Annotated in this window: 13 protein-coding genes and 1 pseudogene; 9 read left to right on the top strand and 5 right to left on the bottom strand. The window is 73.3% G+C overall.

What is annotated here, in order from left to right:
- Positions 1-13: 13 nt before the first annotated feature.
- Positions 14-1,012 (top strand): YdcF family protein, encoded by a 999-nt coding sequence (locus IH61_RS0122950; RefSeq protein WP_031072783.1) that lies wholly within the window; start codon positions 14-16, stop codon positions 1,010-1,012.
- 115 nt (positions 1,013-1,127) lie between these two features.
- On the opposite strand, the gene IH61_RS0122945 is transcribed toward IH61_RS0122950, so the two are convergent.
- Positions 1,128-1,676 carry a PaaI family thioesterase gene (locus tag IH61_RS0122945; protein ID WP_051837730.1) on the bottom strand — a complete coding sequence of 183 codons (549 nt, stop codon included), beginning with the start codon at positions 1,674-1,676 and terminating at the stop codon, positions 1,128-1,130.
- A gap of 202 nt (positions 1,677-1,878) precedes the next feature.
- Between IH61_RS0122945 and IH61_RS0122940 the strand changes: the two genes are divergently transcribed.
- Positions 1,879-3,393 (top strand): alpha/beta hydrolase family esterase, encoded by a 1,515-nt coding sequence (locus IH61_RS0122940; RefSeq protein ID WP_078911322.1) that lies wholly within the window; start codon positions 1,879-1,881, stop codon positions 3,391-3,393.
- Positions 3,394-3,416: 23 nt separating this feature from the next.
- On the opposite strand, the gene mca is transcribed toward IH61_RS0122940, so the two are convergent.
- Positions 3,417-4,337: a mycothiol conjugate amidase Mca gene (gene mca, locus IH61_RS0122935; protein ID WP_031072776.1), complete on the bottom strand. Its 921-nt coding sequence runs from the start codon at positions 4,335-4,337 to the stop codon at positions 3,417-3,419.
- 144 nt (positions 4,338-4,481) lie between these two features.
- On the opposite strand from mca, the gene IH61_RS0122930 reads away from it, so the two are divergent.
- The 3 genes from IH61_RS0122930 to IH61_RS44770 all read left to right on the top strand — a co-directional run bounded on the left by IH61_RS0122930 (position 4,482) and on the right by IH61_RS44770 (position 6,986).
- Positions 4,482-5,210 (top strand): TetR/AcrR family transcriptional regulator, encoded by a 729-nt coding sequence (locus IH61_RS0122930; protein WP_078911321.1) that lies wholly within the window; start codon positions 4,482-4,484, stop codon positions 5,208-5,210.
- 96 nt (positions 5,211-5,306) lie between these two features.
- A complete protein-coding gene (locus tag IH61_RS0122925; protein ID WP_031072771.1) occupies positions 5,307-5,987 on the top strand; it encodes a DUF6445 family protein in 681 nt (226 codons plus the stop codon).
- 156 nt (positions 5,988-6,143) lie between these two features.
- The gene (locus IH61_RS44770; protein ID WP_078911330.1) at positions 6,144-6,986 is read left to right on the top strand and encodes an N-acetylmuramic acid 6-phosphate etherase; all 843 of its coding nucleotides are present in this window, start codon (positions 6,144-6,146) and stop codon (positions 6,984-6,986) included.
- Here the strand turns inward: IH61_RS44770 and IH61_RS0122920 are convergent.
- Positions 6,869-7,372: pseudogene (locus IH61_RS0122920) on the bottom strand (isochorismatase family protein); the annotation flags it as partial. The gene IH61_RS44770 and the pseudogene IH61_RS0122920 sit on opposite strands and share 118 nt — an antisense overlap.
- 10 nt (positions 7,373-7,382) lie before the next feature.
- The gene (locus IH61_RS0122915) at positions 7,383-8,069 is read right to left on the bottom strand and encodes a TetR/AcrR family transcriptional regulator C-terminal domain-containing protein (RefSeq protein ID WP_051837729.1); all 687 of its coding nucleotides are present in this window, start codon (positions 8,067-8,069) and stop codon (positions 7,383-7,385) included.
- Positions 8,070-8,240: 171 nt separating this feature from the next.
- Here IH61_RS0122915 and IH61_RS0122910 point away from each other — a divergent pair, with 171 nt between their 5' ends.
- The gene (locus IH61_RS0122910; protein WP_063763250.1) at positions 8,241-9,620 is read left to right on the top strand and encodes an MFS transporter; all 1,380 of its coding nucleotides are present in this window, start codon (positions 8,241-8,243) and stop codon (positions 9,618-9,620) included.
- A 248-nt stretch (positions 9,621-9,868) separates the two neighbouring features.
- Complete coding sequence (locus tag IH61_RS0122905; RefSeq protein ID WP_031072764.1) at positions 9,869-10,435, top strand: hypothetical protein; 567 nt, start codon at positions 9,869-9,871, stop codon at positions 10,433-10,435.
- 129 nt (positions 10,436-10,564) lie between these two features.
- On the opposite strand, the gene IH61_RS0122900 is transcribed toward IH61_RS0122905, so the two are convergent.
- Positions 10,565-12,058, bottom strand: a complete 1,494-nt coding sequence (locus IH61_RS0122900) for a glutamate synthase subunit beta (protein ID WP_031072762.1) — start codon at positions 12,056-12,058, stop codon at positions 10,565-10,567.
- A 363-nt stretch (positions 12,059-12,421) separates the two neighbouring features.
- Between IH61_RS0122900 and IH61_RS0122895 the strand changes: the two genes are divergently transcribed.
- Together IH61_RS0122895 and IH61_RS0122890 are read left to right on the top strand one after the other, a co-directional pair.
- Positions 12,422-13,132: a response regulator transcription factor gene (locus tag IH61_RS0122895; protein WP_031072760.1), complete on the top strand. Its 711-nt coding sequence runs from the start codon at positions 12,422-12,424 to the stop codon at positions 13,130-13,132.
- Positions 13,129-14,517, top strand: a complete 1,389-nt coding sequence (locus IH61_RS0122890; protein ID WP_031072757.1) for a HAMP domain-containing sensor histidine kinase — start codon at positions 13,129-13,131, stop codon at positions 14,515-14,517. Before IH61_RS0122895 ends, IH61_RS0122890 begins: the two co-directional genes overlap by 4 nt.
- Positions 14,518-14,556 lie beyond the last annotated feature (39 nt).

The following is a 14,556-nucleotide window of genomic DNA, read 5'->3' as shown; positions in this document are numbered from 1 at the left end:
TACGATACGAGTCATGATCGCCTACCTCCCTGCCGCCTTCTTCTTCCTGTTGTTCGGCATCGGGGTCCTGCGAGACCGCCGCCGGTTCAGCAACGCCGTCCTGCTCGGCATCGCCGTCTCCCTCCTCTCGCTCGCCCTGCTCGCCGAGCTGCGCCACGCGCCCACCCTGGTCGTGGAGTTGGCGGCGGTCGCGATCGTGCTTCTCCCGGCCATCGGCACGGTCGCCCTGGTCTGGTTCCTGATCGCCAACGGCCTCACCATGATCCGCAAGGAGGGCCGCCGACCCGCCAACCTGCTGTCACTGCTCGCGGGGCTCGGCATCGTCGCCCTGCTCGCCCTGATGGCCGCCGCCATCGCCACCCGCTCGCCCCGCCTCGCCATCCTCGCCGGAACCGCGCTCCTGGTCGTCGGCTACATCTCCTTCCTGTTCGTCTGCTTCGTCGGCTACGCCTTCCTGTACGGCCGCCACCGGCCGCGCCGGGACGTGGACTTCGTGGTCGTCCTCGGCTCCGGACTGATCGGCGGTGAGCGCGTCCCGCCGCTGCTCGCCAGCCGGATCGACCGGGGCCGGGAGGTGTACGAGCAGCAGGCCGCCCGCGGCAACCCGCCGGTGCTGATCACCTCGGGCGGCCAGGGCCCGGACGAGAAGCTGCCGGAGTCCCACGCGATGGCGAACTACCTGACCGAGCGAGGCTTCCCGGCCGAGCACGTCGTACGGGAGGACCGCTCGCGCACCACCGAGGAGAACCTGCTGTTCAGCAGGGCCCTGATGGAGCAGGCCAAGCCCGACTACCGCTGCGTGGTGGTCACCAACAACTTCCACGCCTTCCGTGCGGCCCTCCTCGCCCGCAAGACCGGGGTCAACGGCCACGTCTTCGGCTCCCCGACCGCCGCCTACTACTGGCCCAGCGCGACGATCCGCGAGTTCGCTGCCGTCTTCCTCTCGCACAAGTTGATCAACTTCGGAATCTGCGGCCTCCTCGCTCTCTGTGGTCTCCTCGCCATCCTCTGACCGGCACCGACGGCACCACCCGCGCCGTTCGGGCCCGGTTGACGGGCCGGGGCGTCCGGCCCGACAACCAGGCCCGACAACCGGCCTCACAACCGGCCCGACAGCCGGCGCCCTCTCAGGCCGCCGGACGCGGGGCCAGGATCGCGCAGGTCGTGGTGCCGTGGGCGTAGAGCTTGCCGTTCTCCACACCCACCACCCGGGCCTCCGCCGTCGCCATCGTCCGCCCCAGGTGCAGTACCTCGCCCTCGCACCGCAGCAGCCCCGAATCCGCGAACAACGGGCGCAGCATATGGACGTTGAGCTGTGTGGTGGTGTAACCGACCCCCGCCGGAAGCCGGCTCAGCACCGCGCAGCCGAGCGCCGAGTCCAGCAGGGTGGCCAGGTAGCCGCCGTGCACGGTGTTCATCGGGTTGTACAGGTGCTCACCCGGCTCGCCCTCGAACACCGCGATGCCCGGCTTCACCTCGGTCACGTGGAAGTCCATCGTGCTGCAGATCGCGGGCTCCTGAATCCGCCCGGCGATCATCTCCAGCAGAATCTCCTCTCCAGTCAGATGGGTGTACTCCGCCAGCGGCGGGCCCACCGTCCAGGTGTGCGTCCGGGAGCGCGGCTCCCCGCCCTCCGCAGTGCCCTGCCCGTCGTCACCGATCTCATGGTTCGTCATGGGATCAACCTGCCCTGACCGTCCGCCGCTCTCAAGTGCCCCCTGCGGGAGGGCGAGTGGCCAAGCACCGCGAAACCGGACCATGTCGGCCCGCACCATTCCGGGGCGGAGGACCCCGGCTCACCGTCACATGGCTCCCGGCCGCGGCCCGCGCCACCCTGCAAGGGATCGGCCCCCACGCCGACCCCACCCAGGAGCCCCCATGTCCCTGTGTTCCACCCTGCCCCGGCTGCGCCCCGCCACCGCCGCGTTGCTGACCGCCGTCGCCCTCACCATCGGCGCAGCCACACCCGCGCCGACCTCCGCAACCACCGCCGAACCCTCGACCGCCACCACCGCCAACGCCACCAACTCCGAAGCCACCGACGCCACCGACGCCTTCCAGCAGGTGACCGGATTCGGCGCCAATCCGGGCCATCTGGCGATGTACACCTACACGCCCGCCGCCCTGCCCACCGGCACTCCCCTCGTCGTCGCCCTGCACGGCTGCACGCAGAGCGCCACCGACTACTACCGCAACTCGGGCTGGACCACCTTCGCCGACCGCTACGGCTTCGCGGTGGTGTTCCCGCAGACCGACAGCACCAACAACCCCCTCTCCTGCTTCAGCTGGTTCGACACGACCAAGGACGCCCGGGGCGTCGGCGAGGCCGAGTCGGTGGCCGAGATGGTCGCCAAGGCCGAAGCCCTGTACGGCTCGGACGCCCACCGGGTGTTCGTCACGGGCCTCTCGGCCGGCGGCGGGATGGCCGCCGACCTGCTGGCCGATTACCCCGACGTGTTCGCCGGCGGGGCGATCGACTCCGGCCTGCCCGCCCGCTGCGCCTCCACCCAGGCGGCGGCGAGCAGCTGCCAGAACTCCGACCAAGGCTTCTCGCCCGCCCAGTGGGGCGACAAGGTCCGGGCCGCGTACCCGGGTTACACCGGGCCGTGGCCCCGGGTGGCGATCTGGCAAGGCAGTGCCGACACCGTGGTGAAGCCGGTGAACGCGACCGAGCTTCGCGATCAGTGGACGAACGCCCAGGGCTTCGGCCAACAGGCGAGCGGCACCCACAGCCTGCCGGGCGGCACCACGGAGGAGGACTACGCAGCCTCGAACGGACGGCCGGGCGTGGCGCTGTTCACCATCCCCGGGATGGCCCACGGACTCGCCGTCCACCCCGGCACGGGCCTCGACCGGTGCGGGGCGACCGGCACCTATTACCTCGACACGATCTGCTCCAGCTACTACACCTCGCTCTTCTGGGGACTGGACGGCGCCGGCCCTGGCACCCCCGGCCTCCCGGCACCGACCGGGCTGACCGCGACCCCGGTCGGACAGGACTCGGCCGCCCTCAGCTGGCAGGCCGTCAGCGGAGCCTCCTCCTACCAGGTCTACCGGGACGGCTCCCCGATCGGCAGCAGCACCGCCACGTCCTACACCGACACGGGCCTCTCCCCCGCCACCGCCTACGGCTACGCCGTGGCCGCCGTGGACTCGGCAGGAGTCACCGGCGCCCGCTCGCCGGCCGTGACGGTCGCCACCGGCGGCAGCGCGCCGCAGTGCTTCACCGACAGCAACTACGGCCATGTCCAGGCGGGCCGGGCCACTCAGCGCTCGGGCCTGACGTACGCACTCGGCTCGGGCCAGAGCATGGGCCTGTGGAACGTGTTCGTCACCCACACCCTGAAGCAGACCGGCCCGGGTTACTACGTCCTCGCCGACGGTCAGTGCTGACCGGGGGACGATCGAACGGCGGTTCATCCACTCCCCTCCTTACTGTTCTCGCCCGTGCCCTCCGGGCGCAGCCCCTCGAACAGGTCCGTCTCGACCCGCCCGCCCCCAGTGCCCGGCGCCGCCACCAGGCTCCGGGCCAGGTGGTAGTCCTCCGTCGGCCAGACCTCGCGTTCGAGGTCCCGGGGGTGGGCCATGAAAGCGACGCCCGCCTGCACCTGGGTGGCGTGGGCCAGCAGTGCCGCGTCCCGTACGGCGAACTGCTCGGCGCAGGCGATCCGCGTGGTGGTGGCGAGGGCGGGCGGGGTATCGGGCCAGCCGGCGAGCAGCTCGCCCATGGGCGAGGGCGTGCCCCTGGCCGTCATGGCGTCGTGCAGGGTCTGGAACCAGGCCCGCGAGAGAGCCAGGTGGTAGTACAGCTTCGCCACCTGCCAGGGCTCCCCCGCCGCCCGGTACCGGGCGGCGTCGGCCGCCGCCTCGACGGCCTCGAGCGTCACCCGGTGCGTCATCACGTGGTCGGGGTGCGGATAGCCGCCCGTCTCGTCGTACGTGATCACCACCTGCGGGCGGAACTCCCGGATCAGCGCGACCAGTGGACCGGCCGCGACCTCCACCGGTTGGGCCGCGAAGCAGCCTTCGGGCAGGGGCTCGCCCGGGCCGGGCATCCCGGAGTCGACGAAGCCGAGGAACCGCTGTCGCACGCCGAGGATCTCCCGGGCCGAGGCCATCTCCCGGCGCCGGATCCGGGCGAGATCCGCTCTGACCTCGGGCGTGTCCATGGCCGGGTTGAGCACCGATCCGCGCTCGCCTCCCGTGCAGGTGGCGACCAGGACGTCCACCCCCTCGGCCGCATAGCGGGCCAGGGTGGCCGCGCCCTTGCTGGACTCGTCGTCGGGGTGGGCGTGCACGGCGAGCAGGCGCAGTCGGGTCTGGTGCTGGATCAACATCGGGGCCTCCCAGGAGGTTCGGTCGGCGGCCACGGTGGCCACCCGAGGAGAACTTAGGACGGTCCCAGTCATTAGGTCAAGACAATTAATTAGGTCGAGCATAAATAGTGTGCTCGACCCAGAGAAGTGCGCTATGGTCGCGCCATGACGAAGCCCAGCCCCGAATCCGCCCCCGAATCCGCCCCCGGAACCGCGGCCGCCCCCAACCTCCGCGAGCTCAACAAGCGCCGCACCCGCGAGGCGATCTCGCACGTCGCAACCAGGCTCTTCATCGACCAGGGCTTCGACCGGACGACCATCGCCGAGGTCGCCACCGCCGCCGGCGTCGCCAAGATGACCGTCACCAACCACTTCCCGCGCAAGGAGGACCTGCTGCTGGACCTTCACGAGGAACTCGTCGGCCGACCCGCACGAGCGGTGGCCGCCCGCACGCCCGGCGAATCCGCGCTCGCCGCGCTGCGCCGCGACTGCCTCTCCGCACTCGACCGACACGACCCCCGACTCGGCTTCGCCGACCAGGCGTTCGCCCGCACGATCGCCGACAGCCCCGCCCTCCTCGCCCGACTCCGCGAGCTGCACGAGCAGGGCGAGACGGCCCTCGCCGAGGCGCTCGCGGAGGCCGCCCACCCGACACCCACCGCCAACCACACCGACACACCCCACACGGACACACCCCACGTCGACTTCGAGAGCCGGGTCGCCGCTGCCCTGCTCGCCGCCGTCGACCGGTCGGTGTTCACCGAGGTGTTCCGCCGCATCCTGGCCGGGGAGGAGCACCCCGCCATCACCGCGGCGGTGCGCCCGTCAGCCGTCCTGGCCTTCGACCGACTGGAGGGTGCCCTCGGAGGCTTCGCCGTCCGCCCCACGGACTGACCCCACCAACCACTCGGGCCCCCAATAGCCCGCCTTGACGAAAGGTTGACCTGTTCACGGCAGAAGCTATAAGCACACCAGACCTATCGTCGGCCCATGCCCCCACAGCCCCTGCGTCCCGCCACCCTGCCGGTCCTGCCCTACCGCAAGCCCACCCGCGGCCGGGACTACTGGGTCCTCGACAACGTCCTGGCCGACCCCGACGCCGTCCGTGAACGCTGCCTGGCGCGAGGGGACTGGACCGAGGGCTACCCGTACCGTCCCGAGACGTGGCCGGGCCTGCGCACCATGCCCGGCCTGGAACCCGAGGAGCTGACCCGGGTCGAGGCGCTGGTCCGCAAGGCCACCGGCGCCTCCCGCCTCTGGGTCCAGAGCACCCCGGGCGGCGGCACGCTCAACCACAACTGCATCCAACTCGTGGGCGCGGGAGAGTCGGAGTCCCGTCCGCACACCGACTCCCGCGCACTCTGCCGCTACGCCGCCGTGCTCTACCTCAGCCCGGGCGCCCCCAAGGACGCCGGCACCAGCTTCTACCGCCAGCAGTTCCCCGGCGGCCGCCTCGGGGGCAACCTGGTCGACGCACCGCACAACAACCTGGTCGAGGCGCTGGGCACCCGGCGCGTACCCGCAGACCACTTCGTCGAGGACGTCCGCGTCCCCAACCGGTACAACCAACTGCTGCTCTACCACGCCAACCTCATCCACAGCGCGACGAGTTACTACGGCGTCGAGCTGCCGGAACGCCGAATGACGGCCGTCTTCTTCTGGATGGCCTGACACCCCGCTCCCCGGTCGGCCCGGGCGGGAGCCGCCTCCCTCGGCCCCGCCTGGAACCCGAACCGTTCGCCCTCGCCCTCGCCTTCGCCAGCCCGGCCGCCCGTCTCTCCACCCTCGGGCTGGTTCGGACGCGTCGTGTCCGGGGACGGTGACGGCATGGAGAACCCCGAGCCGCTTCCGGCCACCGAGGCCGTCCACCCTGCCTGGGTGGGCATCGACGAGTTGGCCACGCTCGATCTGCTTCGGCTGATGAACGCGGAGGACCGCACCGTCCCACTGGCCGTGGGCGCCGAGTTGGAGGGGATCGCCGTCGTGGTCGATGCGGCTGCGGCTCGGATGGCGGCCGGTGGGCGGCTGATCTACGTGGGTGCGGGAACGGCGGGGCGGCTGGGGGTGCTGGATGCCTCTGAGTGCCCGCCTACGTTCGGCACCGATCCGGGGCTCGTGGTCGGTCTGATCGCGGGTGGGCCGTCGGCCCTGACCACCGCGGCCGAGGGTGCCGAGGACCGCCCGGACCTCGCAGAGGCCGACCTCGCCGCTCTCCGCCCGACCCCGGCCGACACGGTGGTGGCTGTGTCGGCCTCGGGGTGGACGCCCTACGCGGTGGCCGCCGTGCGGGCCGCCCGCGCGGCGGGTGCGCTGACGGTGGCTCTTGCCTGCACCCGTGGCTCGGTCCTGGCGCAGGCTTCCGAGCTGGCCGTCGAGGTGGTGGTGGGCTCGGAGGTGCTGGCCGGGTCGAGCCGTCTCAAGGCGGGCACGGCGCAGAAGCTGGTGCTCAACCTGCTGTCGACCGCCGTGATGATCCGCCTGGGCCGGACGTACGGAAATCTGATGGTCGATCTCCGGGCCGCCCCACCCCCCGCTGCCCCGCCTCACCCCAACCGCAGTTCCTCCGCCGCCACGACCTCGCCGAGGCGCGGGAAGTCCAGCTCCACCGAGGCCCGGTGCTCCTCCGCCGTGAGCGCCGCCATCGCGTCCTCGACGAACACCACCTCGTAGCCGTGGTCGCTGGCCACCCGCGCGGTGGATTCCACGCCCAGGTTGGTCGCGATCCCGGCGAACACCAGGGTGTCCACCTCCCGTGCCGTCAGCAGTTCGTGCAGCCCGGTGCCGTGGAAGCCGCCGATGGTGCGCTTCACGACCACCTCGTCGGCCACCGCGGCGACCTCCGCCGCCAGGTCGCTGCCGGGCGGCTGTTCGGCGACGTTCGGCCGCTCGACCCGCACCGCGACGACCAGCCCGCCGGCCTCCCGGAAGGCGCGAGCGAGGCCGAGGGAGGCGGCCAGCACCTCCGAACCGGGGCGCGGCGCCAGCTGGTTGGCGATGATCCGGTCCATCAGGTCGATCAGGACGAGGGCCGTACGGCGGGCTTCGAGAGTGGTCACCCGCCTCACGCTAGCGCACCCCCGAATCACCCTCCCCGCCCACACCCGCGTTCCCGCCCGCGTTCCCGCCCGAGCCCGCGCCCTCACGCGCGATCTCGAACCGGAAGCCCTCGATCAGCACCCGCAGCCCGTACTCGAAGTCCGCGTCGTGGTCGGTCATCCGCAGCACGTCCACGGCCTCGCTCAGCAGCGGCAGTCCCTCCAACGCCTCGTCGGGGAAGGGCTCGCGTTCGGCCGCGTTCTGGAGCCACGCCTGTTCCTCGGCGACCCAGCCCATGATGTACCGGTCGACGGTGAGCAGCAGCCGCAGCGCCGTCCGGGGCCGCAGTCCGGCTTGGCACAGGGCGCTCAGCTGGGCCTCGACGGCGGGCAGTTCGTCGGCCGTGGGCAGGGTGCCGGCGTGCACCCGGGCGCCGTCGCGGTAGGCGAGCAGCCCGTTGCGCTTGGCGCGGGCGTCGGCGGCGATCCACTCCGGCCAGCGGTCCGGTTCGGGGGTGCGGTCGGGCGGCAGCGCCTCGGCGAGCATGGCCTCCGCCATGAGGTCGAGCAGTTCCCGCTTGTTCTTGAAGTGCCAGTACAGCGCCGGGGACTGGACGCCGAGCTCGCGGGCGAGCCGCCGGGTGGTGAGCCCGTCGATGCCCTCCTCGTTGAGCACGCGCAGCGCGGTGCGCACCACCTCGTCGCGTTGCAGCACCATCCGCGACCACTCCTTCCCGCCTACGAGACCGAGGCCGAACCCCTGCGGAGGAGCAGAAGAAATCGACTTGCCCCCTCACCTTATCGCCGATAAGTTCCCGAGCTGGAATTTATCAGCGATAAGGACCGCCGTCGCGCCCACGCCAACGGCACCGAAGGGATCGACTCCCGCATGTCCTCACGTCCGTCCCCACGTCTCTCCTCACTCCTGTCCGCCCTGTCGTCCGGCCTGTCCGGACTGCTGCCGAACACCGCCCCCTGGCGCGGCTCCCGGGACTTCCGACTGACCTGGACCTCCGGCACGGTCACCATGCTCGGCTCGATCTTCACCATGACCGCGATCCCCCTGCAGATCGCCCACCTCACCGGCTCGCCGCTCGCCGTGGGCGCCGTCGGCGCGGTCGAACTCGTGCCCGTGATCCTGTTCGGCCTGTACGGCGGCGTGCTCGCCGATCGTGCCGACCGGCGCACCGTCGCCCTGGTCACCGAGATCGCGCTCGCCGGGCTGAGCGCGCTGCTGCTGGCCAACGCCCTGCTGGGCACCCCCGCCGTCTGGCCGCTGTACGTCGCCGCTGGGGTGGCGGCCGCCCTCCAGGGCATCCAGCAGCCCTCGCTCGATGCGATGATCCCCCGCCTGGTGCCGCACGACCAGCTGGTGGCGGCGGGGGCGCTGCTGTCTCTGCGCGGGAGCATCGCCACCGTGGCGGCCCCGGCCGCCGCCGGGCTGCTGATCGCGGGCGCGGGCGTCCCATGGGCCTACCTGGTCGACCTCGTGACCTTCCTGGTCTCGATCGCCCTGCTCGCCCGCGTCCGCCCGGTGCCCTCCGAGCGCGACGCCGAGGCGCCGCAGCTCGGCGAGTTCCTCGAGGGCGCCCGCTACGCCGCCCGTCGGCCCGACCTGATGGGCACCTACCTGGCCGACTTCGCGGCCACCGCCTTCGCCCTGCCCACCGCCCTGTTCCCCTTCCTCGCCGAGGAGTTGGACGCGGTGTGGGCGCTCGGCCTGCTCTACTCGGCGGCGGCGGTCGGCAGCCTGCTCGCGGCCGCGACCGGCGGCTGGACGGAACGCGTCCACCGGCACGGCCGCCTGGTGCTGCTGTCCGTCGCCCTGGTCGGAGCGGCCACCGCCGCGGCCGCTCTCGCCCCGAACGTCTGGACCGTCCTGCTCTGCCTGGCCCTCGCGGGCGCCGCCCACTGGATCGGCGACACCTTCCGCGGCGCCATCTGGAACCAGTCCATCCCGGACGAACTCCGCGGCCGCGCCGCCGGGTTGGAGATGCTGATCGGCTCCGCCGGACCCGCCCTCGGCGACCTGCGGGCCGGGGGCCTGGCCGCCCGGCAGGGCATCCTCGCCTCGCTCCGCACCGGGGGCCTGCTCTGCCTCGGCGGCGCCGCCGTCCTGTCGGCCGCGTTCCCCGCCCTGTGGCGCTACGACCAGCGCGCACGCGGGCACCGCGCACACGACCAGCGCGCGCACGGGCAGGACACACACGGCCAGGACGCGCACGGCCAGGAGCCGGAGCCCGCAGAGCCCGCGGAGCCCGCACACTGACGTCGGCTCAACCGCAGCGCCGGACACCCAAATCCCATACGCATACGAGCCATCCGCCCACCGCCCACCTCGGCAAGCCGCCCCGTGAACCAAATCGACGTGGCCGCGTCAAGCGAAGACTTGCCCACGGATTGCCGACTGATGCTTCGTCAATCGTTCACCACACGAGGTCTACCCGCATAGACGATCCAATGATGCCATGGACACATCGCCCGGCCGCCCGAGCCCGGCCCACTCCAGGAGCCCCCATGCCTCGCCCCCACCGTCTGGCCACCGTCCTCGCCACCGCCGCCCTGACGGGCGCCGCCCTCACCACCGGCGCCGCCGCCCACGCCGCCCCGGCCGCCCACACCGCCGGCTCCACCCTCGCCGCGAGCTGCTCCCAGGCGTACCTCCCGCTGCCCGACCCGGCCTGCACCCCCGGCGCCACCAACCCGGACGTCAGCCAGGACACCATCGACTCCACCATCTGCGTCGGGGGCTACAGCACCTCGATCCGCCCGTCCACCAGCTACACCAACCGCCTCAAGATCCAGCAGATCGCCCAGTACGGCTACGACGACACCAACACGGCGGACTACGAGGAGGACCACCACATCCCGCTGTCCCTCGGCGGCCACCCGACCGACCCCCGCAACCTGTGGCCCCAGCCCCGCTACGCCACGGGCTCGAACGGCAACACCGCCGCCGACAAGGACACCGTGGAGTACAAGCTCTACAAGGCCGTCTGCAACCACCAGGTGGACCTGGTGCCCGCCCAGCAGGCCATCGCCACCGACTGGACCACCGCGCTGTCCGTCCTCGGCCTCGGCTGATCACCCCAGCGCCCGCCCTCAACGGCGCCCGATCACCACTGCGGCTCATCACAACTGGCGCGCGATCACAGCCGCGCCTGATCACAGCTGCACCTGATCACAGCCGCGGCTGATCACACCTGCAAGGGTTCACAGACCGAGCGCCCGCGCCGACGCCCCGATCGGCGCGGGCAGCTCGGTCCACCCGCGCAGATAGCGGTCCACCGCCGCGGCCACCGCCCGGCCCTCCGCGATCGCCCAGACGATCAGCGACTGCCCGCGCCCGGCGTCTCCGGCCACGAACACCCCGGCCGGACCGGCGGCGAAGCCCTCGTCCCGCTGCAGGGCGCCGTCCGGCCCGGTGGCGAGGCCGAGTTGGGCGAACAGCGCGTCCGGCTCGGGCCCGGTGAATCCCAGCGCGAGCAGCACCAGCCGCGCCGGCACCACCCGCTCGGTGCCGGGTCTCGGGCCCCGGTCCCGCGGGTCGGCCTCGGCGAAGCGAACGGCGCCCAGCCGACCGTCCGGCCCCGGCTCGAAGCCGACCGTGGCCGCCGCGAACACCCGGGCACCGGCCTCCGCGGCCCCGCACTCCTCGTGCGAGGTCGTCTCCCGCTCGACCTTGGGATGGACGGGCCAGGGCTGCCCTGCCGCCCGGCGCCCGGGCGGCCGGGGGTTGATGTCCAGTTGCGTGACGGAGGCCGCGCGCTCGCGCAGCGCCGTGCCCAGGCAGTCCGCCGCGGTGTCCCCGCCGCCGACGATCACCACGTCCAGCCCCTCGGCGGACAGGGGCGAGACCGGGCGGTCGCCCTCGGCCACCCGGTTCGCCCAGGTCAGGTACTCCATCGCCGGATGCACCCCGGGAAGGTCCCGCCCCGGCACGGGCAGCTCCCGGCAGGCGGTGGCACCCACGGCGACCACCACCGCGTCGTACCCGGCGCGCAGCTCCGAGCCCGGTACGTCCCGCCCCGCCCACACCCCGGTGCGCAGCACCGTCCCTTCCTCCCGCAGCTGGTCCAGGCGACGGTCCAGCCGGTCCTTCTCCAGCCGGAACGGCGGGATGCCGTACCGCAGCAGGCCCCCGGCCCGGTCCTCCCGCTCGTACACCGTGACGGCGTGCCCGGCCCTGGTCAGCTGCTGGGCGGCGGCGAGCCCCGCCGGGCCCGAGCCGACCACCGCGACCCGCCGCCCGTCACCCCGCCCCGCCCATCGCTCCACGGGCAGGGGACGGTCCCAGCCCTGCTCCCACGCCCGGTCGGCGAGCGCCAGTTCCACGTTCTTGATCGCCACGGCCTTGATCGTCACCGCCGCGCTCTCGATGGCGAGCACGCAGGCGCTCTCGCAGGGCGCCGGGCAGAGCCGCCCGGTGAACTCGGGGAAGTTGTTCGTCGCCAGCAGCCGCTCCGCCGCCGCGTGCCAGTCGCCCTCCGCCGCGAGCCGGTTCCACTCGGGCACCAGGTTCCCCAGCGGGCAGGCGCTGTGACAGAAGGGCAGTCCGCAGTCCATGCACCGCGCCGCCTGCGCGCTCACCACCGGCAGCGGCGGGCCCGGCCGGTACACCTCGCGCCGGTCCCCCAGCCGTTCCCGGGCGTCACGCCGCTCCCGCTCGCTGCGCGGGGTGGTGAGGAAAGCCATCCGGTCCGCCATGAGAGCCTCCGGCGGGGGCGTGCCGACGTCGTGCCCGGCGGCCCGCGCGGCGGCGCGCCACCGTGAGGCAACCGTACGCCCTCGAGGTACTCCGCAACACCCCGAGCGCGGGCCCGAGCGCAGGCCCGAGCGCGGGCCCGAGCGCAGGCCCGGGAGCAGGCCCGAGAACACCCGGACGCACCCCGAGCGCACCCCGAGTGCAGGCCGGCGCGCACCCCGAGCCCCCACACCAGCCCCCACACACGCCCCCGGCGCGCGCCACCACTCCGTACGCCCCCGAAGCACCGCCCAAAAGCCGCATCCGAGCCCGAAGCCCCGACCCGCCCTCACCCGTCGTGGCCACGCCAGGGAGAATCCCTCGTCATGAGCCACACCGTGCTGATCGCCGAGGATGACCGGGCCATCCGCGACTCGCTCACCCGCGCGCTCACCCTGGAGGGGTACCAGGTCCGCACCGCCCCGGACGGCGTCCAGGCCCTCGCCCTCCTGGCCGAACATCGCCCCGACGTCCTGATCCTGGACGTGATGATGCCCGCGCCGGACGGCCTGGAGATCTGCCGCCGCCTGCGCGCCGCCGGCGACCGCACCCCCGTCCTGATGCTCACCGCCCGCGTCGAAGTCCCGGACCGCATCGCGGGCCTGGACGCCGGGGCCGACGACTACCTCGTCAAACCCTTCGACGTGGACGAGCTCTTCGCCCGGCTGCGCGCCCTGCTGCGCCGCAACCCGCCCGACCCCGCGCCCGGGTCCGGGCCCGGATCCGGCCCCGCCGAGGAGGTGCTCACCGTCGCCGACCTGCGCGTGGAGCCCTCCGCCCGGCGCGCCTGGCGGGCCGAGCGCGAACTGGAGCTCTCCCGCACCGAGTTCGACCTCCTGGAGCTGCTGGCCCGCAACGCCGGCGCCGTCCTCGACCAGACCACCCTGTACGAGCGCATCTGGGGCTACGACTTCGGCCCCGGCTCCAAGAACCTCGCCGTCTTCATCGGCTACCTGCGCCGCAAGCTGGACCTGCCCGGCCTGGCCCCGCTGATCCACACCGTCCGCGGCGTCGGCTACACGCTGCGCGAGCCGTGACGGGCCCGCGCCGCCGCCTGGTGAGCCTGCCGCGGCCGGGACTGCGCACGACCGTCGCCCTGGTCTTCGCCGCGATGGCCGCCCTGGTCGCGGTCCTGATCGGCACCCTCGGCTACCACTCCGCCGCGCGGCTGATCCGCGACGACGAGACGGACGACTTCACCTCGGCCGTCCGGGCGGTGAGCGGCCAGGTCCAGAGCCAGAAGCTGTTCCCGGGGGACTTCAACGGCCCGACCGGGCTGGGCGAGCAGCTGCTGCACCCGGTCCGGGTGACCGCCCAGGCCCTCGACTCCCACGGCGCCGTCCTCCCCGGCACCTCGCACTTCGACCTGCCGACCACCGCGGAGGACCGCGAGCTCGCCGGCTCCCAGGATCCCGGCCGCACGGCGACGGGGGTGCGCAGCCCCAACGGTGTCGTCTGCCGGGTGGGCGTGATCTCGCTCGGGAACGGCCGGGGCGCCGTCCAGATCGTGCAGCGGCTCGACGACATCGAGGAGCTGCTGGCGGAGCTGCGGCGACAGATGATCGCGGTGGTGGCCGTCGTCGTCCTGGTGGCGGGAGCGGCCGGGTGGCTGGTCGCCGGTCGGATCACCGGCCGCCTGGTCCGGCTCACCGACGCGGCCGAACTCGTCGCCGCCAGCGGCCGGTTGGACGTGTTCGTGCCCGCCCGAGGGACGGACGAGGTGAGCCGGCTCGCCCGGGCCTTCGACCGGATGCTGGTCCGCCTGGCCACGGCCAAGGAGAATCAGCGCCGGCTCGTCCAGGACGCCGGACACGAGCTGCGCACCCCGCTGACCAGCCTGCGCACCAACTTGTCCGTCCTGCCCAGCCTGGACCGGCTGCCGCCGGCCGAACGCAACGCGCTGATGGCCGATCTCGCGGACGAGGCGCGGGAGTTGACCCAGCTCGTCGAGGAGCTGGTGGCCCTGGCCGCCGACCGCAAGGCGGACGAGGAGCCGACGCGGGTGGCGCTGGCCGAACTCGTCCGCACCGCCGCCGCCCAGGCCCGCCGGCGCAGCGGCCGGGAGATCACCGTGGACGCGGACGACTCCGTGGTCACCGCCCGCCCGGACGCGCTGGCCCGCGCGGTGGCCAACCTCCTGGAGAACGCCGCCAAGTTCGACCCGGACGGCACCGCCCCGATCGAGGTGGTGGTGCGCGACGCCCGGGTCGAGGTGCGCGACCGGGGCCCGGGCATCGACCCGGCCGACCTGCACCGGGTCTTCGACCGCTTCTACCGCGCCACCGCCGCCCGCAGCCTGCCCGGTTCGGGCCTCGGCCTGGCCATCGTCCGCGAGGCCGCCCGCTCCCACGGCGGCTCCGCGTTCGCAGCCAACCGCGAGGGCGGCGGCGCGGTGATCGGCTTCACCCTGGACCCACGCTGAGGACGTGCCGGCCGCCACTGCCCTTCCGGGCGTGCCGGA

The organism is Streptomyces sp. NRRL WC-3742 (genome assembly GCF_000720635.1).
GTDB lineage: Bacteria > Actinomycetota > Actinomycetes > Streptomycetales > Streptomycetaceae > Kitasatospora.
This window is presented reverse-complemented; position numbering and strand designations above follow the sequence as displayed.

Excerpts from the sequence above, each read along its gene's own strand:
- IH61_RS0122950 (WP_031072783.1), top strand. The coding sequence starts at position 14 with ATGATCGCCTACCTCCCTGCCGCCTTCTTCTTCCTGTTGTTCGGCATC.
- IH61_RS0122945 (WP_051837730.1), bottom strand. The coding sequence starts at position 1,676 with ATGACGAACCATGAGATCGGTGACGACGGGCAGGGCACTGCGGAGGGC.
- IH61_RS0122940 (WP_078911322.1), top strand. The coding sequence starts at position 1,879 with ATGTCCCTGTGTTCCACCCTGCCCCGGCTGCGCCCCGCCACCGCCGCG.
- mca (WP_031072776.1), bottom strand. The coding sequence starts at position 4,337 with ATGTTGATCCAGCACCAGACCCGACTGCGCCTGCTCGCCGTGCACGCC.
- IH61_RS0122930 (WP_078911321.1), top strand. The coding sequence starts at position 4,482 with ATGACGAAGCCCAGCCCCGAATCCGCCCCCGAATCCGCCCCCGGAACC.
- IH61_RS0122925 (WP_031072771.1), top strand. The coding sequence starts at position 5,307 with ATGCCCCCACAGCCCCTGCGTCCCGCCACCCTGCCGGTCCTGCCCTAC.
- IH61_RS44770 (WP_078911330.1), top strand. The coding sequence starts at position 6,144 with ATGGAGAACCCCGAGCCGCTTCCGGCCACCGAGGCCGTCCACCCTGCC.
- IH61_RS0122915 (WP_051837729.1), bottom strand. The coding sequence starts at position 8,069 with ATGGTGCTGCAACGCGACGAGGTGGTGCGCACCGCGCTGCGCGTGCTC.
- IH61_RS0122910 (WP_063763250.1), top strand. The coding sequence starts at position 8,241 with ATGTCCTCACGTCCGTCCCCACGTCTCTCCTCACTCCTGTCCGCCCTG.
- IH61_RS0122905 (WP_031072764.1), top strand. The coding sequence starts at position 9,869 with ATGCCTCGCCCCCACCGTCTGGCCACCGTCCTCGCCACCGCCGCCCTG.
- IH61_RS0122900 (WP_031072762.1), bottom strand. The coding sequence starts at position 12,058 with ATGGCGGACCGGATGGCTTTCCTCACCACCCCGCGCAGCGAGCGGGAG.
- IH61_RS0122895 (WP_031072760.1), top strand. The coding sequence starts at position 12,422 with ATGAGCCACACCGTGCTGATCGCCGAGGATGACCGGGCCATCCGCGAC.